The 23969-nt window shown below is 66.7% G+C and carries 23 protein-coding genes; 10 read left to right on the forward strand and 13 right to left on the reverse strand.

The annotated features are described in order from the left end of the window. The gene (locus tag CAG41_RS09255) at positions 1–1629 is read right to left on the reverse strand and encodes a murein L,D-transpeptidase (RefSeq protein WP_085633953.1); all 1629 of its coding nucleotides are present in this window, start codon (positions 1627–1629) and stop codon (positions 1–3) included. Between the two features lie 148 nt (positions 1630–1777). On the opposite strand from CAG41_RS09255, the gene CAG41_RS09260 reads away from it, so the two are divergent. The 4 genes from CAG41_RS09260 to CAG41_RS09275 all read left to right on the forward strand — a co-directional run bounded on the left by CAG41_RS09260 (position 1778) and on the right by CAG41_RS09275 (position 5092). Further along, the gene (locus CAG41_RS09260) at positions 1778–2503 is read left to right on the forward strand and encodes a murein L,D-transpeptidase catalytic domain family protein (RefSeq protein WP_085580005.1); all 726 of its coding nucleotides are present in this window, start codon (positions 1778–1780) and stop codon (positions 2501–2503) included. Positions 2504–2735: 232 nt separating this feature from the next. Then, positions 2736–2993, forward strand: a complete 258-nt coding sequence (locus CAG41_RS09265; protein ID WP_085580003.1) for a DUF2790 domain-containing protein — start codon at positions 2736–2738, stop codon at positions 2991–2993. A 12-nt stretch (positions 2994–3005) separates the two neighbouring features. Beyond that, entirely contained in the window at positions 3006–3677 is a 672-nt protein-coding gene (locus CAG41_RS09270) for a heavy metal response regulator transcription factor (protein ID WP_085580001.1), read from the forward strand. Next, complete coding sequence (locus CAG41_RS09275; RefSeq protein ID WP_085579999.1) at positions 3674–5092, forward strand: heavy metal sensor histidine kinase; 1419 nt, start codon at positions 3674–3676, stop codon at positions 5090–5092. The genes CAG41_RS09270 and CAG41_RS09275 overlap by 4 nt, the downstream gene beginning before the upstream one ends. A gap of 296 nt (positions 5093–5388) precedes the next feature. On the opposite strand, the gene CAG41_RS09280 is transcribed toward CAG41_RS09275, so the two are convergent. Further along, positions 5389–6780, reverse strand: a complete 1392-nt coding sequence (locus tag CAG41_RS09280) for an MFS transporter (RefSeq protein ID WP_085706913.1) — start codon at positions 6778–6780, stop codon at positions 5389–5391. A 102-nt stretch (positions 6781–6882) separates the two neighbouring features. Between CAG41_RS09280 and CAG41_RS09285 the strand changes: the two genes are divergently transcribed. Continuing rightward, positions 6883–7770, forward strand: a complete 888-nt coding sequence (locus CAG41_RS09285; protein WP_085579997.1) for a LysR family transcriptional regulator — start codon at positions 6883–6885, stop codon at positions 7768–7770. Here CAG41_RS09285 and CAG41_RS09290 read toward each other — a convergent pair. Then, a complete protein-coding gene (locus CAG41_RS09290) occupies positions 7767–8387 on the reverse strand; it encodes a cell wall hydrolase (RefSeq protein WP_085579995.1) in 621 nt (206 codons plus the stop codon). The two genes, CAG41_RS09285 and CAG41_RS09290, sit on opposite strands and share 4 nt — an antisense overlap. 200 nt (positions 8388–8587) lie before the next feature. Between CAG41_RS09290 and CAG41_RS09295 the strand changes: the two genes are divergently transcribed. Then, positions 8588–9439 (forward strand): CAP domain-containing protein, encoded by an 852-nt coding sequence (locus tag CAG41_RS09295; RefSeq protein WP_085579993.1) that lies wholly within the window; start codon positions 8588–8590, stop codon positions 9437–9439. 215 nt (positions 9440–9654) lie between these two features. On the opposite strand, the gene CAG41_RS09300 is transcribed toward CAG41_RS09295, so the two are convergent. The 4 genes from CAG41_RS09300 to CAG41_RS09315 form a co-directional block, all read right to left on the reverse strand. Next, positions 9655–9810 (reverse strand): DUF2474 domain-containing protein, encoded by a 156-nt coding sequence (locus CAG41_RS09300; protein WP_085579991.1) that lies wholly within the window; start codon positions 9808–9810, stop codon positions 9655–9657. Next, on the reverse strand, positions 9797–10813 hold the full coding sequence (cydB, locus tag CAG41_RS09305; protein WP_085579989.1) for a cytochrome d ubiquinol oxidase subunit II: 1017 nt from the start codon (positions 10811–10813) through the stop codon (positions 9797–9799). Before cydB ends, CAG41_RS09300 begins: the two co-directional genes overlap by 14 nt. Positions 10814–10830: 17 nt before the next feature. Next, complete coding sequence (locus CAG41_RS09310) at positions 10831–12246, reverse strand: cytochrome ubiquinol oxidase subunit I (RefSeq protein WP_085580109.1); 1416 nt, start codon at positions 12244–12246, stop codon at positions 10831–10833. A gap of 109 nt (positions 12247–12355) precedes the next feature. After that, positions 12356–14680, reverse strand: a complete 2325-nt coding sequence (locus tag CAG41_RS09315) for an FdhF/YdeP family oxidoreductase (RefSeq protein ID WP_085706914.1) — start codon at positions 14678–14680, stop codon at positions 12356–12358. Between the two features lie 353 nt (positions 14681–15033). Here CAG41_RS09315 and moaA point away from each other — a divergent pair, with 353 nt between their 5' ends. The 4 genes from moaA (at position 15034) to CAG41_RS09335 (ending at position 19242) form a co-directional block, all read left to right on the forward strand. Continuing rightward, positions 15034–16032: a GTP 3',8-cyclase MoaA gene (gene moaA / locus CAG41_RS09320; protein ID WP_085579985.1), complete on the forward strand. Its 999-nt coding sequence runs from the start codon at positions 15034–15036 to the stop codon at positions 16030–16032. Between the two features lie 27 nt (positions 16033–16059). Further along, the gene (locus CAG41_RS09325) at positions 16060–16959 is read left to right on the forward strand and encodes a bestrophin family protein (RefSeq protein ID WP_085706915.1); all 900 of its coding nucleotides are present in this window, start codon (positions 16060–16062) and stop codon (positions 16957–16959) included. A 212-nt stretch (positions 16960–17171) separates the two neighbouring features. Further along, positions 17172–18464 carry an MFS transporter gene (locus CAG41_RS09330; protein WP_085579981.1) on the forward strand — a complete coding sequence of 431 codons (1293 nt, stop codon included), beginning with the start codon at positions 17172–17174 and terminating at the stop codon, positions 18462–18464. A 10-nt stretch (positions 18465–18474) separates the two neighbouring features. Continuing rightward, the gene (locus CAG41_RS09335) at positions 18475–19242 is read left to right on the forward strand and encodes a substrate-binding domain-containing protein (protein ID WP_085706916.1); all 768 of its coding nucleotides are present in this window, start codon (positions 18475–18477) and stop codon (positions 19240–19242) included. On the opposite strand, the gene CAG41_RS09340 is transcribed toward CAG41_RS09335, so the two are convergent. The 6 genes from CAG41_RS09340 to CAG41_RS09365 form a co-directional block, all read right to left on the reverse strand. Then, the gene (locus tag CAG41_RS09340; RefSeq protein WP_085579977.1) at positions 19232–20140 is read right to left on the reverse strand and encodes a LysR family transcriptional regulator; all 909 of its coding nucleotides are present in this window, start codon (positions 20138–20140) and stop codon (positions 19232–19234) included. The genes CAG41_RS09335 and CAG41_RS09340 overlap by 11 nt on opposite strands. A 78-nt stretch (positions 20141–20218) precedes the next feature. Then, positions 20219–20839 (reverse strand): DUF2867 domain-containing protein, encoded by a 621-nt coding sequence (locus CAG41_RS09345; RefSeq protein ID WP_085706917.1) that lies wholly within the window; start codon positions 20837–20839, stop codon positions 20219–20221. An 80-nt stretch (positions 20840–20919) separates the two neighbouring features. Further along, positions 20920–21972 (reverse strand): ketoacyl-ACP synthase III, encoded by a 1053-nt coding sequence (locus tag CAG41_RS09350; protein ID WP_256575480.1) that lies wholly within the window; start codon positions 21970–21972, stop codon positions 20920–20922. A gap of 2 nt (positions 21973–21974) precedes the next feature. After that, positions 21975–22217 (reverse strand): acyl carrier protein, encoded by a 243-nt coding sequence (locus CAG41_RS09355; protein ID WP_085579971.1) that lies wholly within the window; start codon positions 22215–22217, stop codon positions 21975–21977. 35 nt (positions 22218–22252) lie between these two features. Then, entirely contained in the window at positions 22253–23611 is a 1359-nt protein-coding gene (locus CAG41_RS09360) for a class I adenylate-forming enzyme family protein (RefSeq protein ID WP_085706918.1), read from the reverse strand. A gap of 32 nt (positions 23612–23643) precedes the next feature. After that, complete coding sequence (locus CAG41_RS09365; protein WP_085579968.1) at positions 23644–23955, reverse strand: hypothetical protein; 312 nt, start codon at positions 23953–23955, stop codon at positions 23644–23646. Between the last annotated feature and the right edge of the window lie 14 nt (positions 23956–23969).

Raw genomic sequence — 23969 nt, forward strand, 5'->3', positions numbered from 1 at the left:
TCAGTGCGCCCGGTCCAGCCCCGCCAGCAGCGCGCTGTCGCGGCTGTAGATGTCCGGCGCGTAGAGCACGCGCCCGTGGCTGTCGACCTGGGCGGTCCAGTAGGTCATCAGGATCGGCACCGGGTTGGCCAGGCGGAATTCGTGGGTGGTGCCGGTGGCCAGCAAGGTATCGGTGCGCGCCTTTTCCGCCGGGCTGAGCAGCAGGTCGCGCAGCTTCATCGGATGCTCGACCCGCACGCAACCGGAGCTGAACGCCCGCGGCCCCTTGTCGAACAGCGCCTTGCTCGGCGTGTCGTGCAGGTACACCGAGAACGGGTTGGGGAAGCGGATGACCATCTGCCCCAACGGGTTGCGCGGCCCGGCGTCCTGGCGCAGGAGGATGTTGCCGGGGTTGTCCCAGTCGATGTCGGCGGCGGCCAGCGGCTGGCCGTTGGCGTCGAGCACTTGCAGGTTCTGGCGGCTGAGGAAGGTCTGGTCCTTGCGGATTTCCGGCAGCTTGTCTTCCTTCCAGATGGTCGGCGGCACGGTCCAGGTCGGGTTCAGGGTCAGCCGGGTGACCCGGGACTTGAGCAGCGGGGTCTGGCGTTCGGCGCGGCCGACCTGGGTGCGGGTCTGCCACACCGGCAGGCCGCCCTGGTACAGGGTCAGCTCGGCGGCGGCGACGTTGACCAGCAGGCCGTCCGGCTCCATGTCCTGGGCCAGCCAGCGGAAGCGTTCGAGGTTGACCCGCAACTGGTCACGGCGGGTCAGCGGGCTGATGTTGAGTTCGGCGATGGTGCCGGGGCCGACCACGCCGTCGGCCTGCAGCGAATGGTTGGCCTGGAAGCTCTTCACCGCCTCCACCAGCACGCCGTCGTAGGCGTTGCCCGGCGTACCGGCCGCGCTGTGCAGGTAGCCTTCGCTGTACAGGCGCTGAGCGAGTTCCGGCACGCGCTTGTCCGCCATGTCCGGGCGCAGCAGCGGCCCGTTGCTCACGGGCCCCCAATGCGGCAAGGCTTGCTGGCGCTGGGCGGCGTAGAGGTGACGCAGGTCCCGGTACTGCGCCAGGCGCGGACGGGCGCGGTCGAACGCCGCCGCGATGTCGTGCATGCCCGGCACGGCGATGTCCAGCAGTTCGGCCTGCCGGTCGCGGGGCGTGTCGTCGGCATGCCACAGAGGTTCGAAGTGCGATTGCAGCAGGCGGCCGTAATGCAGGTCCTGCAGGGCTTGCAGGTAGTGGCGGCTGATGTCGATGTCGGCGCACAGGTCGCCGTCCTGGGGTACGCTGCCCGCCACCGGATAGCGTTGGGGATTGAGGCCGTCATCGGCCAGCAGTTGCAGTTGCGCATGCAATGTCGTGAGCCGCTCGCGGTCTGCCCACACGGGCAGCCAGTCCTGCTGCTGATAGAACGCCTGCAACTGCTGGAGCGCGGGGGCGTCGAGCCGGGCCGCCACGGCCGGACAGGCCTGGGGCAGGCTGACCAGCGACGCCTGCAACGGGCTCTGCACCGGCGCCGGCGCGGCCACCGGCGCATCGACCGTCACGTCCGCCGGCAACGTCGGCAGCCCCGGCAACGGCTCACCGGCACAAGCGACAAACGGCGCAGCGAGCAAACAAATGCTCAAGTAGCATGCATGTTTTTTGAACAACTGCTTTACTCCAATCCATGGCCGTCCTGAATGACGGTCAACCTTACATCAGGTGCGGTGAACAGTCAGGCCCGATTCCCGGGCTTGCGGGGGACGACTGGACGTCAGGAGCCTAGCCAGACAAGCAGCAAGTGAGGACTCTCTGTAAATGTTGACGACGTTTCGCCGACTTCTGCTGACTGCCATCGTCCCGGCCTTGATCGCCGCCTCGATGACCAGCCCAGCCATTGCCGCCGGCACTGCCCGGCCATCCCTCTACAACAGCCTCGCGCACGCCGCACCGGAACTCAATCCCCAGGCGCTGAAAGGTGCCCTGAACGCCATGCAGTGCGCGGTCAACAGCGGCGCCCGGCAATCGCGCCACCTGGCGATCATCGACTACTCGCAGCCGTCCACGGCCCGCCGCCTGTGGATCTTCGACCTCGCCCGCCGGAAACTGGTGCTGCGCGACCTGGTCGCCCACGGCTCCAACTCCGGGGAAAACTACGCCACCCAGTTCTCCAACCGCGAGGGCAGCTACCAGTCCAGCCTCGGGCTGTTCCGCACCCAGGAAAGCTACGAAGGCACCCACGGCTATTCGCTGCGCATGGACGGCCTGGAACCGGGCTTCAACGACATGGCCCGCGACCGCGCCATCGTGATCCACGCCGCCGACTACGTGAACCCGTTGTGGAGCCAGCGCCAGGGCCGCATCGGCCGCAGCCAGGGCTGCCCGGCGGTGCGCCCGCAGGTGGCCAAGCGAGTGATCGACAGCCTGAAGGACGGCCAGTTCATGTTCTCCTGGTACCCCGACCAGCACTGGCTCAAGTCCTCGCCGTACCTCAACTGCCAGCCGCAGCAGGTCGCCGGGATCATCAGCTCCGCCGGCAACTGATCCCTGCATCATTGGAGCCCTGCACGGTTCTCTGTGGGAGCCAGACTGCTGGCGATGGCGCCAGTGAAGGCACCGCAGAACCGGCCAAGACCGTCGCTCACGCCGACCTTCGCGAACACCGTTTCATTACAGCTTTGTAATCAAGCTGTCGGTTTGCCGAGCGGATCGCCCGGTAGCCTGAAGTTGTCCCGGCACCTGTGCCGACCCACTTCACGCACCGAGCGACCCCATCATGAAAACCCTGATCCTCGCCTTCGCCGCCCTCCTCGCCACCGGTTCCGCGTTCGCCGCGCCTGCGCCGGAACCGACCGTGATCCACGACCAAAGCGGCTTCTTCGTTCATCTGGATATCGACAAAGTCCTGTCCAGCACCGATATTTCCCAGGCCTGCGGCGTGATTCCGGCGCGGCTCAACTACCTCGACCACCAGGGCCGCGAACATGTGCTGGACTATCAGGTGCAAGGCAGCGGCTGCACCAATGACCATTGAGGCCAAACGCCCATGAACATCCTCGTCGTCGAAGACGAACCCAAGGCCGGCAACTACCTGCTCAACGGCTTGCAGGAACTGGGCTACAGCGTGAGCCTGGCGCGCAACGGCGCCGACGGCCTGCACCTGGCGCTGGAGCACGGCTTCGACGTGATCGTGCTGGATGTGATGATGCCGCAGATGGACGGCTGGGAAGTCCTGCGCCGGCTGCGCAAGGAAGCCGACACGCCGGTGCTGTTCCTCACCGCCCGCGACGACATCGCCGACCGGGTCAAGGGCCTGGAGCTGGGCGCCGACGATTACCTGATCAAGCCGTTCTCCTTCGCCGAACTGGTGGCGCGCCTGCGCACCCTGACCCGGCGCGGGCCGATCCATGAAGAGGAACAGTTGCAGGTGGCCGACCTGCAGATCGACGTGCTCAAGCGCCGGGTCACCCGCGCCGGCACGCGGATCGTCCTGACCAACAAGGAGTTCGCCCTGCTGCAACTGTTCGCCACCCACACCGGCCAAGTGCTGTCGCGTTCGCTGATCGCCTCGCGGGTATGGGACATGAACTTCGACAGCGACACCAACGTGGTCGATGTCGCGGTGCGTCGCCTGCGGGCCAAGCTCGACGATCCGTTCGCGCTCAAGCTGATCCACAGCGTGCGCGGCATCGGCTACCGCTTCGACATTCAGCCATGAAAACCAACGGCACCTATTCGCTGACCCTGCGCCTGGCGCTGGTCTTCGCCCTGCTCGCCTTCGCGTCGCTGGCGGGCCTGGGGGCGGCGCTGTACAACGAACTCGAAGAACAGCTGATCCGCCGCGACGACATCCAGCTGGCCAGCCGGGTCGATCAGCTGCGCACCTTCCTCAACGACAGCAACACCCTGGAGCTGATCAAGAACAAGCCGGCGCTGTTCCAGAACATGCTCGGCAACCGCGAGGCCCTGCTCACCATCGGCGCGCCGGGGCAGCCGCCGCTGCTGGTGGTCAACCCCGGCAACCTCGCCACCCCCAGCGTGCCCGCCGTGCCCATCGGCCACCCGATGGCGCTGAGCGACGTGAAGCATCTGCCGAGCATCAACGGCGTGCCGTTTTCGGCGGTGGCGGCGACCATCGACTCCGGCGAACTGGGCAACCTGCAAGTGCTCACCGGCCGCCTGATGACCGAACGCACGGCGATGCTCGCCACCTACCGACTCAGCGTCTACGGCCTGGCGACGCTGGCGGCGGCGGTGCTGGCGCTGATCGGCTGCCTGCTGGTGTACCGTGGCCTGCTGCCGTTGCGCCGGCTGGCGCGGCATGCCCACGGCATCGGCGTCGGCAACCTGGGCGAGCGCCTCGACAGCCACGGCACGCCCCGGGAGCTGAAGCCGATGATCGATGCGTTCAACGCCATGCTGGACCGGCTCGCCAAGGGTTTTGCGCAACTGAGCCAGGTGTCCACCGACATGGCCCACGAACTGCGCACGCCGATCAACAACCTGCTGGGCGAAACCCAGGTCGCGCTGCAGCAGAACCGCAGCGTCGAGGCCTACCAGCAACTGCTCGCCTCCAACGTCGAGGAACTGGAACGGCTGGCGCGGATGCTCGACAACATGCTGTTCCTGGCCCGCACCGATCCGGCCAGCGCCATGAGCCAGCGCCAGGAGCTGGACGCCGCCGACGAGATGCAGCGCATCGCCGACTACTTCGAAGGCCTGGCGGCGGACGCGGGCATCTGCATCGAGGCCCGCGGCAGCGGTGTGATCTGGGCCGAACCGATGCTGCTGCGCCGGGCCCTGGCCAACCTGTGCGCCAACGCGATCAAGTACGGCGCCGCGGATTCGACGGTGCGGGTCGAAGCCGCCGCCGGACCGGACGGCAGCCGCCTGCGGGTACGCAACCACGGCCCGACCATCCCGGCCGAACACCTGCCGCGGCTGTTCGAACGCTTCTACCGGGTCGACCAGTCCCGCCAGCGCTCGGCCCAGTCCAACGGCCTGGGCCTGTCCATCGTCGCCACCATCATGCAACTGCATCAAGGCCGCTACAGCGCCAGCAGCGCCGACGGCGAGACCTGCTTCGAACTCTTCTTCCCCGCCCGCCAAACGCCGTCCAGAGAACACCCCTGAACCCGCCGACATCCCCATCGCCTGTCCCACCGCCATCGCCGGCAAGCCGGCTCCCACAGGTTTTTGTGGTGTGCGCGGGTTCAGTATTCACCTTGGGCCCTGTGGGAGCTGCGGTGCGACGACTCGACTTGCCAGCGATGAGGCCAGCCCAGCCGACATCCCCGTCGCCTGACCCACCGCCATCGCCAGCAGGCTGGCTCCCACAGGGGATCCTGGGTGTTACCACAAAACCTGTGGGAGCTGGCTTGCCAGCGATGAGGCCGGCACTGCCGACATCCCCATCACCTGACACTCCGCTACCGCTGCCCCACCAACGCCGACAGGTTGCGGGCCGTGCCGTTTACGGCAATGGCGATGACCATCAGCGTCGCGGCGACGCCAAAGGTCAGGTGCAAGCCTGCGGCAATCATGGCGGCCGGTGCCTGTGCCGGATCGCCGGCGACCCGGGCGAACACGGTTCCCATCGCCGCCGCCCCGGTGATCAGCCCCAGATTACGGGCCAGCCCCAGCATCGCCGACATCACCCCGCGCAGGTCCTGGCCGACGTCCGCCATCAGGGCGCTGCTGTTGGCCGCCTGAAACAGCGCATACCCGGCGGTGACCAACGCGATCGGCAGCAGATACCCCGGCAACCCAAGGCCCGTCGGCAACACCGCCAGCAACACACAGCCGCCGGCCATGGCCGCCAATCCGCCCGCCACCATGCGCCGCGTCCCGAAGCGATCCACCAGCCATCCCGCCGGCACGCCGCCGAGCGCCGCCACCAACGGCCCGACCGACAGCGCCAGGCCCACCGCCACGCTGCCCAGCCCCAACCCTCGGCTCAGGTAGAACGGCCCCACCACCAGCGTCGTCATCATCACCGTCGCCACCAACGCCGTCATCGCCAGACCGGCAGCACGGCGCGGATCGGCAAACAGCGCCATGCGCATCAAAGGCGCCGCCGCACGCCGCTCGACCGCGACAAACAGGCCCAGGCCCAGCAGGCTGATCGACAACAGCGCCACCGTGGCGCCCGGCGTTCCCGTGACGGTCATCGCCAACGCATACGCCGCCAGGGTCAGCGCCAGCGCCAACGTCCCGGCGTGGTCGAACCGCACCCGCTTCTCCCCCCCCCGATCCGCCGGCAGGTGACGCCACACCAGCCAGCCGTTGAGCAGTCCCAACGGCACGTTGATCAGGAAGATCGACGGCCACCCCGTCTGCGCGATCAGCAGCCCGCCCAACGACGGCCCCAACGAAGTGCCGATGGCCGACATCGTGCCCAGCAGCCCCATCGCCCGGCCGGTCTGCGCCTTGGGCACCGCATCGCCCACCAGTGCCGCCGTCAGTGCCAGCATCACCGCCGCGCCGAGCCCCTGCACCGCCCGCGCCGCGATCAGCCACCCCAATCCGGGCGCCAGCGCGCAACACAACGACGCGGCGGTGAACAGGCCGATGCCGATCAGCATCAGGCGACGCCGCCCGATCAGGTCACCGAGGCGACCTGCGCTGACGATCAACGTGGTGATCGCCAGCAAGTAAGCGAGGACGACCCACTGCACCTGCGCGAACGCGGCGCCGAAGGCGGCCGCCAGCGTCGGCAGGCCGGCATTGGCGATGCTGGTGTCCAGGGACGGCATCAGCATGGACAGGGAAAGGCCGGTCAGGGCCCAGCGGGAGGAACAGTGTAAAGGCTGTGGGGACATGGCAGGCGCTCTTCGCGAAGGTCATGGGCGCAGCCTATGTCTGGACGAGATAAGGCGGAAGACGCATGCTTTGCACTCCATACCTGCATGAAACGCCATGTCATGAATGCACCGGACCTGAACCTGCTGATCACCCTCGACGTGCTGCTCAGCGAAGGCAGCGTCGCCCGCGCCGCCGAGCGGCTGCGCCTGAGCCCGTCGGCCATGAGCCGCGCCCTCGCCCGTCTGCGCGACACCACGGGCGATCCGTTGCTGGTGCGCGCAGGGCGCGGCCTGGTGCCGACGCCTCGGGCCGTGGCCCTGCGCGAACAGGTCGGCCGCCTGGTGCAGGAAGCCGAAGCGGTGCTGCGCCCCGTCCAGGCGCTGGATCTCGGCCAACTGCAACGCACCTTCACCCTGCGCAGCAGCGACGGTTTCGTCGAGACTTTCGCCGCCGCCCTGCTCGCCCTCATCGCGGCGCAGGCGCCCGGCGTGCGCCTGCGCTTTCTGCAGAAAGCCGACCAGGACAGCGCCCCCCTGCGCGAAGGACGGGTCGACCTGGAGACCGGGGTGGTCGGCACGCGCACCGACGACACCCTGCACAGCCGCATCCTGTTCGAGGACCGTTGGGTCGGTGTCGTGCGGGCGGGCCATCCGTTGGCGTCGGGCAAGGTCAGCGCCAAGCGTTTCGCCGCCGGCGCGCACGTCCATGTGTCGCGGCACGGGCGCGAGACCGGCCTGGTGGACGATGCGCTGCACGCCCAAGGGCTGGCGCGGGAGATCGTCACGCTGGTCGGCGGCTTTTCCGCCGCCCTGGCGCTGGTGCGCGACTCGGACCTGATCGCCACGGTGCCGGAGCGCCACACCGGCTCCCTGCGCGCAGGCCTGCACAGTTTCAGCCTGCCGGTGACGTTGCCGCCGCTGACCGTCTCGATGCTCTGGCACCCGCGGATGGACGCCGATCCCGCCCACCGTTGGCTGCGCGACTGCGTGCGCCAGGTCTGCGCCTAACGGGCGTCGCCGCCGGCGGGTTTGTAGAAGAGGAATTTCGCCGTCTCGGCGGTCTTGCGGTACTCGTTCGCCCAGCTCGGGTGAACGTTGCGGTCATGGAAATACAACGCGCCGTGGGTGCGATCCGTCAGCTGGCGGTTGAGGGCCTTGGCGGCGATCTCCTTGGCCAGCGCGTACTCGGCATCTTCCTTGACCTGGTCCGGCCTGCCGTCGCACCACCACGAGAACTGGCAGCTCTTGGTCTCCGACCCCTGCTTGACCACCTCGCAGACCGTGCCGGGAAACCCGTCGTGGCCGAGCCGGTTCATCACCACGCTGGCCACGCCTTCCATGTCGGCGGTGTCCTTGCCCTTGGCTTCCCAATAGATGCTGCGCGCCAGGCACGTAATGGGATCGTCCAACGGTGCCGCGCCCGCCGGATCGACCGCCTGCACTTCGGTCGGGGTGATGGCTTGCGACTTGGGCGCCGGTGCGGCGCTGACCTGGTCGGCGGCCTTTTCCTCCAGCACCTGGGCCTTGGCTTCGGCCTTTTCCTGGATCGGGGCTTGTTCGGCGGCCAACGCCGGGCCGCACGACAAGGTCAACGCAAGACAGACAACCACGCCTTTGAATCCCATGATCGACACTTCCGGCAGCGCCCGGTCCGGGCAATGTGTTGTGCGGCTGAGACACCCGGATTGCGGGGCTCTCGCAGAGTGTAGACGGCAAAATCCGAGGCCATGGGGCGCGGAAAAATCGCCGCCGCGAAGAAAAAGGCATTGCACCCACCGGGGCCCTTTCGCGCATGATGTGCGCACTCAGCCCAAGGGAGATTTCCATGCGCTTCATGCCATCCGCTCTGCGCCTTGCCGCGTTGTCCGTGGGCCTGGCGTTCGCCGCCTCGGCCATGGCCACCGACGAGTCGCAACTGGTCGAGTCGATCAACAGCTACCGCAGCCAGCCCCAGCGCTGCGGCACCCAGGCGTCCAGCGAGCTGCCGCCGCTGTCGGCCGACCCGCGCCTGATCCTGCCGGCCAGCGGCGTCGTCGACCTGCAGCAGGCCATGGCCCGCGCCAGCTACCCGATGGTCAACGTGCAGGCGATCAGCCTCAACGGGCCGAGGGATGCGGCGGCGGCGATGAAGGCGATCCAGGAGAGTTTCTGCCAGGTGGTGCTGGATCCGCAGTTCGTCGATGTCGGCGTCAGCCGCAGCGACCGCGACTGGCGCATCACCCTGGCCCGGCCGTTGCTGTCCGCCCGCCTCGGCGACGGGCCAAGCGAAGGCCAGAAACTGCTGGAGCAGCTCAACGCCGCCCGAGCCCAGCCGCGCCAGTGCGGCGGCCAAGCGTTCTCCGCCGCCGGACCGCTGGCGTGGAATGCGGTGCTCGGCACCGTCGCCCAGGACCACAGCCGCGACATGGCCAACAAAAACTACTTCGACCACAAGGACCGCGACGGCCGCACGCCGGGCGACCGCGCCGAACTGGCGGGCTACGGCGGCCAGCAGGTCGGCGAGAACATCGCCGCCGGCCAAGACACCGTGCAGAAAGTGGTGGCCGGCTGGCTCGCCAGCCCCGGCCATTGCGCCAACCTGATGAACCCGCAGTACCGCGAACTCGGCGCCGCCTACGCGGTGGACCCGAAGAGCGACGCGGGCATCTACTGGACCGCCCTGTTCGGCGCCGAGTGACGCCACCGCCAGCAGGCTGGCTCCCACAGGGAATGGTGGTGCTAGCAGATGCTGTGCTCACCGCAATAAAACGGTGGGAGCCAGCCTGCTGGCGATGAGGTCCACACTGCCGACATCTCCTGCGCCTGACCCACCGTCATCGCCAGCAGGCTGGCTCCCACAGGTTTCCTGGGCGCAATAAAAAACCGGAGCCAGGCTCCGGTTTTTTTGCAGGGTCAGTGGGTTCTCATCCCCGCCGCATACATCAGCAGCTTCAGCACACTGGCCACCACCGCCAGCGAGGCGACGCTGCCCAGCCAGATCAGCAACAGCCAGCCCAGGCGCCGATGCCAGCGCTGCGGTTTCACGTCACGTCGCTCAATGGTAGCCATCGCCGATCCTCACTTTGCCGCGGAACACGTAGTAGCTCCAGAAGGTGTACATCAGGATCACCGGCAGGATGAACAGCGCGCCGATCAGGGCGAACAGTTGGCTGGTGGCCGGTGACGCCGCCGCCCACAGGCTGACCGACGGCGGGATGATGTTCGGCCAGATGCTCAGCGCCAGGCCGATGTAGCCCAGGAACATCAGCACCAGGGTGAACACGAACGGCCAATGGGTGTGACGCCGGCGCAGCGAGCGCAGCAGGCCGAACAGCGCCAGCAGCGCCAACACCACCAGCCCCGCGAACACCGTCAGGTGCGCATGGGTGAACCAGCGCCCCGCCAGTTCCGGATGCAGCTTGAGCGTCCACACGCCGATCACCACCACCATCGCCAGCAGCAGCCACGCCAGCGGACGGCTGTAGTGGCGCATCCGCGATTCGAGCATGCCTTCGGTCTTGACCAGCAACCACGTGCTGCCCAGCAGCGCATACGCCACCACCAGGCCGACGCCGCAGGCGAGCGGGAACGGTGCCAGCCAGTCGAGGCTGCCGCCGGCGAACTGACGGTCCACCACCGGGATCCCGGCCACGTAGGCGCCGATCACCACGCCCTGGGAGAACGTCGCCAGCAGCGAACCGCCGATGAACGCCAAGTCCCACAGATGCCGCTTCTCGGCCGGCGCCTTGAAGCGGAATTCGAACGCCACGCCCCGGAAGATCAGCCCCGCCAGCATGAACACCAGCGGCAGGTACAGCGCCTCCAGGATCACCCCGTAGGCCAGCGGGAACGCGCCGTACAACGCCGCCCCGCCCAGCACCAGCCAGGTTTCGTTGCCGTCCCACACCGGCGCGACGGTGTTCATCATCACGTCGCGCTCCTGCCCGTCCGGGATCATCGGGAACAGGATCCCGAGGCCCAGATCGAAGCCGTCCATGATCACGTACATCATCACCCCGAAGGCGATGATCACGCCCCAGATCAATGACAGGTCGATGCCTTGAATACCCATGTCTCAACGCTCCTTATTCAGTGGATCCGGCTGGCGGATTCGAGGTGGACGTTGGCGGCCGAAAGCGGCCGGCGCGGTGCCTGCTGGCTGTCGTCCTCAGGATCGTGGTCGTGGTGCGGCTGCGGGCCCTTGGCGACCAGTTTCATCATGTAGCCGATGCCCACGGTAAACACCGAGAAGTAGATGACCACGAACAGCGCCAGCGACGTGCTCATCTGCGCCACCGAGTGGTGCGACGCCGCGTCATGGGTGCGCAGCAGGCCGTACACCACCCACGGCTGACGCCCGACTTCGGTGGTGATCCAGCCGGCCAGCAGCGCGACCAGACCGCTCGGCCCCATCAGCAGCACCAGGCGCTGGAAGCCTCGGTGGCGGTAGACCGCGCCCTTGCGCCGCAGCGCAAAGCCGAGCACGCCGACCAGGATCATCAACATGCCCAGCCCGGCCATGACCCGGAAGCTCCAGAAGATGACGGTCGAGTTCGGCCGGTCTTCCTTGGGGAAGCTCTTGAGCGCCGGGATCTGCTTGTCGAGGCTGTGGGTCAGGATCAGGCTGCCGAGGTACGGGATCTCCAGCGCGTATTGGGTCTTCTCCGCCTGCATGTCCGGGATGCCGAACAGCACCAGCGGGGTCGGCTCGTTGCCGTGGTTTTCCCAGTGGCCCTCGATGGCGGCGATCTTCGCCGGCTGGTGCTCCAGGGTGTTCAGGCCATGGGCGTCACCGACCACCGCCTGGATCGGCGCGACGATCAGCGCCATCCACAGCGCCATGGAAAACATCTTGCGCACTTGCCGGGTGTCGTTGCCCCGCAGCAGGTGCCAGGCCGCCGACGCACCGACGAAGAACGCCGTGGCGACGAACGCGGCGATGGCCATGTGCGCCAGGCGGAAGGGGAACGACGGGTTGAACACGATGGCCAGCCAGTCCAGCGGCATCACCCGCCCGTCCACCACCGAGAAGCCCTGCGGGGTCTGCATCCAGCTGTTGGACGCGAGGATCCAGAAGGTCGAGATCAGCGTGCCGATGGCGACCATCACCGTGGCGAAGAAGTGCAGCCCCCGGCCCACGCGGTTCCAGCCGAACAGCATCACGCCGAGGAACCCGGCCTCAAGGAAGAACGCCGTGAGCACCTCATAGGTGAGCAACGGCCCGGTGACGCTCCCGGCGAAGTCCGAGAAGCCGCTCCAGTTGGTGCCGAACTGGTACGCCATGACCAGGCCGGACACCACGCCCATGCCGAAGTTGACGGCGAAGATCTTCGACCAGAAATGGTACAGGTCGCGGTAGGTGTCGTTGCCGGTCTTGAGCCACAGGCCTTCGAGCACCGCCAGGAAGCTCGCCAGGCCGATGGTGATCGCCGGGAAAATGATGTGGAACGAAACCGTGAACGCGAATTGAATCCGCGCCAGGTCCAGTGCCTCCAGGTTGAACATGATGATGTCCTCATCAAGGCTGAAAAGCGGCGGCACACGGCCGGGCCACCGCCAGGCGCGAACGCCTGCAGCCAGTCGAATTGCGAAAGGGTCGGATCGCTTCGGGCGGTTACGCCACCGACGACGGAATCAGGTTGCTCGCCTCGGCCGCCTCAAGGCGGATCGCCACGAACTTGGAGGTCGGCGTGTAGGTGCGGTCGCCGTAGCTTTCCAGCGGCACCAACGGGTTGGTCTCCGGGTAGTACGCGGCGGCCTGCCCTGCGGGGATGTCGTAGGCGATCAGGGTGAAACCGCTGACCCGCCGCTCGCGCTCGTCGTCCCACAGCGCCACCAGGTCGACCTTCTGCCCCGGTTCGAACCCGAGCCGGCGGATGTCCTGTTCGTTGGCGAACACCACGTCGCGCATGCCGTACACCCCGCGGTAGCGGTCGTCGAGCCCGTACAGGGTGGTGTTGTACTGATCGTGGGAGCGCATGGTCTGCAGGATCAGGTGCGGCTTGACCGGCAGGTTGCGCACGCCTTCGCTGATCAGGTGCTCGGGCAGCACGCACGGAGTGAACTGGGCCTTGCCGCTGGCGGTGTTCCAGACCCGGTCGGAGGCATCGTTGCCCAGATGGAAGCCGCCGGGGGTCAGCAGTTTTTCGTTGAACCGCTCGAAGCCCGGAATCACGTCGGCGATCAGGTCGCGGATGCGCCCGTAGTCGCCCACCGCCCATTCCCAGTCGATGGGGTGCTTGCCCAGGGTCGCGGCGGCGATGCCGGCGATGATCGCCGGTTCCGATTTCAGGTGCGGCGACTTGGGTTTGAGCTGGCCGAACGACAGGTGCACCATGCTGAAGGTGTCCTCCACGGTCACGCCTTGGGGGCCTTCGGCCTGGATGTCGATGTCGGTGCGGCCCAGGCACGGCAGGATCAGCGCGTCGCGGCCGGTCACCAGATGGCTGCGGTTGAGCTTGGTGGAGATGTGCACGGTCAGGTCGCAGTTGCGCATCGCCGCGTGGGTGCGCGGGGTGTCCGGGGTGGCTTGGGCGAAGTTGCCGCCCAGGCCGATGAAGACCTTGGCTTCGCCCCGTTCCATGGCGCCGATGGCCATGACGGTGTTGTGCCCGTGCAGGCGCGGCACCTTGAACTTGAAGCGTTTCTCCAGGGCATCCATCAGATCCTTGGGCGCCAGTTCGTTGATGCCCATGGTGCGGTCGCCCTGCACGTTGCTGTGCCCGCGCACCGGCGACAGCCCGGCGCCCGGACGGCCGACGTTGCCGCGCAGCAGCTGCAGGTTGATGACCTCCTGCAGGGTCGGCACCGAATGCACGTGCTGGGTCAGGCCCATGGCCCAGCACATGATCACGCTCTTGGCCCGGGCGTACATGCGCGCGGCCAGTTCGATGTCGGCCAGGGTCAGGCCGGACTGCTCGACGATGTGTTCCCAGGAGGTGGCGTCGACCTGGGCCAGGTAACTGTCGAGGCCCGAGGTGTGGCTGGCGATGAAGGCGCGGTCGAACACCGGCTCGCCGCCGGTGGCCAGGGCTTCGCGCTCCCATTGCAGGAGAAACTTGACCATGCCGCGGAACACCGCCATGTCGCCGCCCAGGGCCGGACGGAAGTACGCGGTGTTGGTCGCCTCCCAACCGTTGCTGAGCATTTCGATGGGGTTCTGCGGGTTCTGGAAACGCTCCAGGCCACGCTCCTTGAGCGGGTTGAAGCACACCACTTGGGCGCCGCGCTTGACCGCTTCGCGCAGCGGTTCGAGCATGCGCGGGTGGTTGGTGCCGGGGTTCTGGCCGATCACGAAAATCGCGTCGGCATGGTGCAGGTCCTCATACACCACCGTGCCTTTGCCCACGCCCAGGCTTTCGATCATGCTCACGGCGCTGGCCTCGTGGCACATGTTCGAGCAGTCCGGGAAGTTGTTGGTGCCGTAGGCGCGGACGAACAGTTGGTACAGGAACGCTGCCTCGTTGCTGGCCCGGCCCGAGGTGTAGAACTCGGCCTCATTGGGCGACTTCAGGCCCTTGAGGTGGCGGGCGATCAGGGCGAAGGCTTCCTCCCAGGTAGTTTCCACGTAACGGTCGATCCGTGCGTCGTAGCGCATCGGGTGGGTCAACCGGCCCTGGTATTCGAGCCAGTAGTCGCTCTGCTCGGCCAGGGTCGAGACCGTGTACTTGTTGAAGAACGCCGGGTCCACCAGGCGCCCGGTGGCTTCCCAGTTCACGGCCTTGGCGCCGTTCTCGCAGAACTTCAGCAGGCCGGCGCCGGGCGCCTCGCCCCACGCGCAGCCGGGGCAGTCGAAGCCGCCGTTCTGGTTGGTCTTGAGCATGGCGCGGATGTTCTTCAGGGCGTTTTCACTGCCCAGCCAGTTCTTGGTGAGGCTGATCACCGCCCCCCATCCTGCAGCGGCGCCCTTGTAGGGTTTGTAGCGGTCGACTTGTGACATGGGACTTCTCCATGACGGTGCACACAGGCTAGAACCTGATCTCGGTTGAACGGCGACGACTGTCTTTGAACTAAAACGCCGTCGTTTCATTTGCCGGGCCAAGGATAGGAACGAGGGCAAAACATTGTCTAATCGCTATTAACGACCACCTTATCGAAACCATCTATCACGACGAAAAACCCTTTATTCATAGGCAGTTGCAGAACTAACGAAACATCAGGACGGCAAAAAAAAGTTCATCATCGACAGCATCAATCAGTCGTTCATTAAGAGTGATTGGACGTATTTAAAAGTTGCCCATAACCTGCGCCGACTCCCGCCGTTTTTCGCGGCGTCACCCAAGCGAGGCTGTCATGTCAGAGCGCGTCTTGATCGATGGTTTCAACCGCCGCGTCGACTACCTGCGTCTGTCGGTCACCGACCGCTGCGACTTCCGCTGCGTGTATTGCATGGCCGAGGACATGCAGTTCCTGCCGCGCCAACGGGTGCTGACCCTGGAAGAGATCTTTCAGGTGGCGCAAAGCTTCGTGAAGCTGGGCACCCGCAAGATCCGCCTCACCGGCGGCGAACCTTTGATCCGCCCCGGCGCGGTCAAGCTGTGCGAGCAGATCGCCGCCCTGCCCGGCCTGCGCGAGCTGTGCCTGACCACCAACGGCTCGCAGCTGGGCAAGCTCGCCGCGCCGCTGTTCGACGCCGGGGTCAAGCGCCTGAACGTCAGCCTCGACAGCCTCGACGCGGACCGTTTCAAGCAGCTGACCCGCACCGGCGACCTGGCCCAGGTGATCAATGGCATCGATGCCGCGCGCAAGGCCGGATTCACCCGCACTAAACTCAACTGCGTGGTGATGCAGGGCCGCAACGACCATGAGATCAACGATCTGGTGCGTTTCGCCATCGACCGGGAGCTGGACATTTCCTTCATCGAGGAAATGCCCCTGGGCGCCATCAGCGAACACAGCCGCGCCGAGTCGTTCTTCTCCAGCAGCCAGGTGCGCGAGCGGATCGCCGAACGCTACACCCTGATCGATTCGGCCGAGTCCACCCAGGGCCCGTCGCGCTACTGGCGCCTGGCCGAGGCGCCGCAGATCCGGCTGGGGTTCATCTCGCCCCACAGCCACAACTTCTGCGGCACCTGCAACCGGGTACGGATGACGGTGGAAGGCCGCCTGCTGCTGTGCCTGGGCAACGAACATTCGGTGGACCTGAAAGCGGTGCTGCGGGCCCACCCGGGGCAACCGGAACGGCTGGAGAAGGCGATCATCGAGGCGATGAAGCTCAAGCCCTACCGCCATAATTTCGAAGTGAACGACGACGTCCAGGTCGTGCGCTTCATGAACATGACCGGCGGCTGACCCGCCACCCCTTCAAGGCAGACGTGCATGATCATCCGACCCAAGGTCAACCAGTTCGCCATCCTCTTCACCCTCAAGGGGTCGATCGCCAAACGCATCGCGATGCGCGCACTGATGGTCACGCTGCTGGCGTCGGCCATCGTGCTGGTGGAGATCCTGCACCCGAGCAACTTCACCAAGGTCAACGCCACGCCGTTCACCTTGCTCGGGCTGTCGCTGTCGATCTTCATGAACTTTCGCAACAACGCCTGCTACGACCGCTGGTACGAGGCGCGCAAGGCCTGGGGCGAGGTGATCGTGCACGTCCGCTCGGTGATCCGCGAGACCCACGTCATCCGCGAGTCCGCCGAGCGCCGCTCGCTGCTGCGCAACCTCTGCGGCTTCGCCCATGCGCTCAATGCGCGGCTGCGCCGGGAAGACGAAGCGGCGGCCAGCGCCGAGTGGGTCACGCCCAAACCCGATGCGCAGGTGCCGGACTACAGCGGGCGGATCCTGCAGCAGATCGGCCAGCAATGCTCGGACCTGCATCAAAGCGGTGCGCTGAGCGAGTGGCGCTACATGCTGCTGGCCAACCACCTGACCAGCCTCACCCAGGCGCAGGCGGTGTGCGAGCGGATCAAGAACACGCCGCTGCCCTTCCCCTACACCTTGCTGCTGCACCGCACGATCTACCTGTTCTGCATCCTGCTGCCGTTCGCCATGGCCGAGCCGCTGGGCTGGCTGACGCCGTTGTTCACCGCCATCGTCAGCTACACCTTCTTCGGCCTGGACGCCATCGCCGACGAACTGGAAGACCCCTTCGGCCGCGACGAGAACGACCTGCCGACCGATGCGCTGGTACGCAACATCGAGCGCGACATCCTCTCGGAACTCGGCGCCGCGCAACTGCCGCCGGCGCTCACGCCGGTGGACTATGTCCTGAGCTGATCGCCTCGCGCCTGCCCTGTCCTGCGGCGCCTTCACTGACGTCATCGCCAGCCAGGGGCTCGCGCGGGAACGGGCATTGATCCGCCAGGCGCATCAATCCATGCCAACAATGCAATTAACAGATCGATCCTGCTGCGCCACTATCCGCCCCAATAAAAACCGTGCGCCGCCCTCCCGTCGCGCACGTCATAAAAGCGGTGGAGTACTTTTCTATGACAGCCTCAATCCCACACGGCGGCTCGCGGGCCGGCGCCATTTTCCGGGTCACCTCGGGCAACTTCCTCGAACAGTTCGACTTCTTCCTGTTCGGCTTCTACGCCACGCAGATCGCGGCGGTGTTCTTTCCGGCGAGCAGTGAGTTCGCCTCCCTGATGATGACCTTCGCGGTGTTCGGCGCAGGCTTTCTGATGCGTCCGCTGGGGGCCATCGTGCTCGGCGCGTACATCGACGACGTGGGCCGGCGCAAAGGCCTGATCGTCACCCTGTCGATCATGGCCAGCGGCACGATCCTGATCGTGCTGGTGCCCGGCTACGAGACCATCGGCCTGTTCGCCCCGGCGCTGGTGCTGATCGGGCGCCTGCTGCAGGGCTTCTCCGCCGGTGCGGAGCTGGGCGGCGTGTCGGTGTACCTGGCGGAGATCGCCACACCGGGCAACCGCGGCTTCTTCACCGCCTGGCAGTCGGCCAGCCAGCAGGTGGCGATCGTCGTCGCGGCGGCGCTGGGCTATGCGCTGAACCAATGGATGGCGCCGCAGGCGATCGCCGACTGGGGCTGGCGGATTCCGTTCTTCGTCGGCTGCATGATCGTGCCGTTCATCTTCCTGCTGCGGCGCAACCTGGCGGAGACCGAAGAGTTCGCCGCACGCAAGCACCGCCCGAACATGGGCGAAGTGTTCCGCACCCTGGGTCGCAACTGGACCGTGGTGCTGGGCGGCATGCTGATGGTGGCCCTGACCACCACCGCGTTCTACCTGATCACCGTGTACGCGCCGACCTTCGGCAAGACCGTGCTGCACCTGAGCACCTCCGACGCGCTGCTGGTGACCTTGCTGGTGGGTGTGTCGAACTTCTGCTGGCTGCCGGTCGGCGGCGCGCTGTCGGATCGCATCGGCCGGCGTCCGGTGCTGATCGCCATGGCGTTGCTGGCCCTGGCCACCACCTACCCGGCGCTGTCGTTCCTGGTGCAGGCGCCGAGCTTCAGCCACATGCTGCTGGCGCTGCTGTGGCTGTCGTTCATCTACGGCCTGTACAACGGCGCGATGATCCCGGCGCTCACCGAAATCATGCCGGTGGAAGTACGGGTGGCGGGCTTCTCGCTGGCCTACAGCCTGGCGACGGCGGTGTTCGGCGGCTTCACCCCGGCGATGTCGACGTTCCTGATCGAATACACCGGCGACAAGGCCGCACCCGGTTACTGGATGAGCGTCGGCGCACTGTGTGCGTTGTGCGCGACGCTGTACCTGTACCGCCGGGCCGGCGGCCGTCTGCAACCGGTCGCGGCGTAAGGAGCCTGCCATGAAAAAATTGATCAGCCTCACCGCCCTCGCCCTGTTCGCCGTCAGCGCGTGGGCCCAGGCCGAAGAGCTGCGGGTGATGACCTCCGGCGGCTTCACCGCGGCCTACAAGATCCTCGGCCCGAAGTTCGCCGCCAGCAGCGGCAACACCCTCGACACCGTGCTCGGCCCGTCGATGGGCAAGGCGCCGGAAGCGATCCCCAACCGACTCGCCCGTGGCGAGCAGGCCGACGTGGTGATCATGGTCGGCTACGCCCTCGACGACCTGATCAAGCAAGGCAAGGTCGACCCCGCCTCGCGGGTGGAACTGGCAGACTCGCGGATCGGCCTGGTGGTGCGCGAAGGCGCGCCGAAGCCGGACATCGGCAGCGTCGAAGGCCTGAAGAAAACCCTGCTGGACGCGCACTCGGGGGCCTACTCCGACAGCGCCAGCGGCGTGTACATCGAGCAGCAGCTGTTCAAGAAACTGGGCATCGAAGATCAGCTGAAGCCCAAGGCCAAGATGATCCCGAAAATTCCGGTGGGCTCGGTGGTCGCCAGCGGCGATTACCAGTTGGGCTTCCAGCAGGTCAGCGAACTGCTGCCGGTGCCGGGGGTGAGTTTCGTGGCGAAGATCCCGGAAGCGGTGCAGTCGGTGACCCGTTTCGCCGCCGGCATCCCGGTGGGCGCGCAGCACCCGCAGGAAGCCAAGGCGCTGCTCGCCTACCTCGCCGCACCGGCCGCCCAAACCGACGTGCAGGCCACCGGGCTGGACTCGGTCAAGCGCTGACCGGCTGCACCTTCATCTCCACCACCAGCCGTTCCAGCTCCAACGCCGCCGGGGTCAGGGTGCGACCCCGGCGCTTGATGATGCCGACGCTGCGCATCACCTGCGGTTCGGTCAGCGGGATCCGCGTCAGGATCGGATGGTCCGCCGCCGGCATCGCCATCAACGGCACCGCCGCCACCCCCAGCCCCGCCTCCACCAGACCGATCATGGTCGTCACGTGCCGCGTTTCGCAGATGCTCGGGCGCTGCGGCACCACGTGGGTCAACGCCTGGTCCAGCAGAAACCGGTTGCCCGAGGTCTTGTCCAGCGAGATGTAGTCCTGGCGGTAGAACTCGTCCCAGGTCACGCTGCTGCGCCCGGCCAACGGATGGTCGCGGCGGCAGGCCACCACGTAGCTTTCCTGCACCAACGGCTCGAAATCCACCCCCGCCTCCTGGGTGCCCATGAAACTCAGCCCGAAGTCCGCTTCGCCATTGACCACCGCGCTGAGCACGTCGTGGGCGCTGGAGTCGAGCACCTTGACCTTGATCCTCGGGAACTGCCGGTGATAGCGGGCCACCACCCGGGGCATGAAGTAGTACGCCGCCGACGGCACGCACGCCACGGTGACGTGGCCCAGGCGGGTCGAGGCCACTTCGCTGATGCCCAGCAGCGCCACGTCCAGGTCGTCCAGCAGGCGCTCGACGCTGGGCATGAAACCGCGCCCGGCCTGGGTCAGGCTGACCTTGCGCGTGGTGCGTTCGAACAGCTTCACGCCGAGGGCGTCTTCGAGCTTTTCGATCCGCCGGCTCAGGGCCGGCTGCGACAGGCGCACGGTGTCGGCGGCCTTGCGGAAACTGCCCTGCTCGACCACGGCGCGAAAGGCTTGCAGGTCGTTGAGGTCGAAGTTGATGGCCATGTCGGGACTCGGGCTGGATTGATTCGCGGAGGCTATGAATGTTACCAATTGATGCAAATCATTACAGCAGCGGACGCCCTACCGGGCCGCCGTCGACAGCTGCCGCTCGATGGCGGCCAGGTTGCGTCGGCGTATCCAGCCGCTGGCCAGACGGATCGCCAGCCAATAAGGCGTGAACAGCAGGCGGGTGCGGGTGTTGGGGCAATGCACGAAGGTCTCGGTGCGCAGCGTGCGCGCGCCCTGCCCTTGCTCGATGACCTGGAAACGCAGCACCAGCCGGGCGATGCGCGGGTCGTCCAGCGCCGTGAACGCCTGCGCATCCGGGACGCGGTTCACGTTCAGGTCCGGGCGCCAGAAACGCCCCGCCAGGCCCATGGACACTTCGTCCGGAGTGCGTTGCAGCGGCGTGAACGAATCAAAGCCGAACGGCGCGCCGGCCGGCTGCGTGCGCCGGTTGCCCAGCATCCTCAGCAGTTTCGCCGGCAGCTCGCGCAGCGACAGCAGCGCGTTGACGACGCGGTCCTCGCGCATGTCGAAGGCGCAGACCGCGTCGATGATGCGCTCCGGTGACGCCAGGATCGTGCCCGACTCATGGCATTCATAGAATTGGAACGTCGGCAGAAACGGCGAAGGCGAAATCCAGGGCGGAACGGCCCGGCTCGGGATGATGCCCAGTGCCGTCCAGAATGTCGGGGTCATGAAATCTCCCTTGAGGGGCAAACGAGCGGACGTGACGGTGCCCCTGAAAACCCAGGGCACCGCCACGCCGCACAGACAGCTTAGGCTTGCGCACGCACCTCTGCGTCCGCCGGTTCAGCCTTTTCCGGCACGAAGCACGGCGCCACGGCACGGGTCTGGCGAAGGTCGACCTTCATCGCGCCCCACGACAGCCCGGCGCCGAAGCCGCACAGCACGACGTGCTGCGCCTGCGGCGTGCCGACGGCGGCATGCCGCGACAGGACGATCGGGATGGACGTGGAGCTGGTGTTGCCGACGCCGTCGATGTCCACCGGCATTTTCTCCGGGGCGACGCCGATCATCCGGCGCAGGTAATTGAGCATGAAGCCGTTCGCCTGGTGCAGCACCAGCAGGTCGAGCGTCTCAGGGCTCAGGCCCGTGTCGTCCAGCAGCGCCTTGACGGTCTGCGGCACCCGGGCGAGCGCGAAGTTCATCACCGCCGTGCCGTCCATCTGCAGGCAGCGGATGCTTGCGCAGGCCTGGCTGTCCGCGTCCCGGGTGTAGGCGATGTCGGAGGCCAGGGCCTCGCGGCCGCTGCCGTCGGTGCCGCACACGAACTCGAACGAACTGTCACCCGCCTCCAGCAACGTGGCGGACGCCGCGTCGCCGAACAGCATTTTCACGTGCCGGTCACGCTCGTCGAGAATCCGCGTGGTCACGTCGCCCGTGCACAGCAGGATCCTTTTGCAGGCCCCGGCCGAGATCAGCGCCCCCGCTTGCACCAGCGCGCTGACATAGCCGGAACAGCCGGCGGTCACGTTGATGACCAGGCAATGCTGCGGCAGGCCCAGCGCCTGCTGGACGATGTAGCCGACCCCCGGCGCCCAGGAATCCGGCGTCTGGGTCACCACGATCAGCCCGTCGATGTCGTCGGCGGCGCACAGCCCTTGATCGAGCAGGTGGCGGCACGCGGCGATCACCAGATCGGACGTGTGCAGGGTCTGGGTTTCCCTGACCGACTCGATGCCCGTGCTTTTCGCGATGCGGGCGACTTCCTTGGCGCCGAACAGCTCGGCGAAGCCGTCCAGCCCCACGCTGCGTTCGGGCAGCGCGGCCGTGACCGCGCGCACCGCAACCCCGGAAATGGTGTGCATGGTCAGGCCACTCCTTTCACTTTCCCGGCGGCCAGGTCGAAGATGTCCTGCACCGTCACCACGCCTTCGATCTCTTCGCCGGAGATGGTCGTGCCGGTGGTTTCGAACACCAGCGCCACAATCGAGATGCGCGCCATCGAGTCCCAGAAGTCGCTGCTTTCCAGCAAGGTGTCGCCCTTCAGTTCGTCCAGGGGGATGGACAGGATGTCGGCGATGCTTGCGCGCATTTTTTCCATGTCAGCCATGTGTCATTTCCTTATCGTTTGATGGCAATCGGGGCTCACGACCCGCTGAGGACGCCGGGATGGCGCATTTTCTTGAAACGGCTGGTGATCAGCGGCGTATCGCTGACGGACACCACCCTGGGCAATTGTTCCGGCGCCAGCACGCCGCGGATCTTGGCGTACAGCACGGCCTTGAAGTCCTCCAGCGCCTGGGGCGCCAGCAAGGTGAAGCGCGCCGCGACGATCTGGCCGAGCAACGGGTTGGGCTGGCCGTACACGACCACGTCGGACACGTTGTCGACGCCCATCAATACGCTCTCGACGTGCGCCGGGAACACCTTCTTGCCGCCGACGTTGATCACGTCCACCGCCCGCCCGGAAACCCGGAAAAACCCCTCGTGCTCATCCGTCAGGTCGTGGGTGATCAGGTAGCCGTCGTCCGTCAGGTCGCCGGGGCCGGTCAGGTAGCCGAGCATGTTGGTCGGCCCGCGCACCTGCAGAATCCCGTCGACGACCCGCAGGCGGTAGGCCGGATCCTCGATCTTCATCCAGGCGCTGTCGCCGGCCTTGACGTCGCACGGCAGCACGCCGATTTCCGACATGCCGTAGAGCTGGCGCAGCTTCACGTCCGGCAGCAGGTTCGCGATGCGCTGGATGGCGTCGGGGGAGCTCGGCTCGGAACCGAAGTAGATGCGTTGCAGGCTGCGGGTGTCCCACTTCTGGAACACGCCGGTGATCGTCGCCAGGTTCAGCAGCGTCGGCGACACGTGCAGCGTCTGCACCTGGAACGCCTCGACGCAGCGGCCGACCTCCTGGGGCGAACGCTCCTTCGGCAGCACCAGGGTGCCGTGGGTCGCCAGCGCCTGCAGCACGGTGACCAGCCCGCCGATGTGGTCGAACAGCAGGAACGCCAGGATGGCGCCGCACCGCTCGGCATTCATGTAGCGGTCGAAGAACGGTGCCACACCGTGCACCACGCCTTTGGCGGGCCCGGTGGAACCCGACGAAAACACGATGAAGCCGGCCTCGCGGCGCGACAGCAGGCCTTCGACGGTCGCCGGCAGCGCACGTGCTTCATGGGCCGCGAACGCGAAGCCTTGGGAACCGCCGCCCGTCACGGTGAACCGCGCGCCCGACGCTTCGGCCAGGTGCGCCAACTGCTCGTCGGCCTTGGGCACCGACAGCGCGACCACGTTGTTGCGCAGCCACAGCGCGAACAGCATGCAGACGCTGTCGAAGCTGTAGTTGTCCACCAGCAGGACGCAGGCGTCGCTGATGCCTCGGGACGCGAGTTCCTCGCCATAGGCGTGGATCCGCTCATGCAGTTGGGCGTAGGAGAAACGGCCCTCGTCGCTGACGATGGCCGGCTTGTCCGCGCCGTCTTTCAGGTGATTCAGAAACTCGACAACTTGCATATCCACCTCTCGATAAAAGTGCGGTCGCCGGATCAGCTCGCTTGGGCTTCAAGCGCAGGCGACAGGCGGCTCATGACGTAGGCGGCCAGCGTGCCGAGCGTGGCGAACGGCGTGGCGGTCGGCGGCAGGTCGGAGGTGTCGGCGAGGTGGACCTCGACGCCGAACCGGCTGCGGATCTGCTCTTCGGTGTCGACGATGATCGACACCAGGGTCATGGAGTCGATGGTGCCTTCGATGCCATACAGCGGGCTGTCCTCGCCCCGGGACAGATCGATGGGCTCGGGCAGCAGCAGGTCCTGTTGCCGCACGACGGCTTCGACGAGGGTTTTGACGGTGTTCAGCATTCCAACATTCCTTT

It is taken from the genome of Pseudomonas sp. B35(2017), assembly GCF_002113645.1.
GTDB classification, from domain to species: domain Bacteria; phylum Pseudomonadota; class Gammaproteobacteria; order Pseudomonadales; family Pseudomonadaceae; genus Aquipseudomonas; species Aquipseudomonas ekonensis.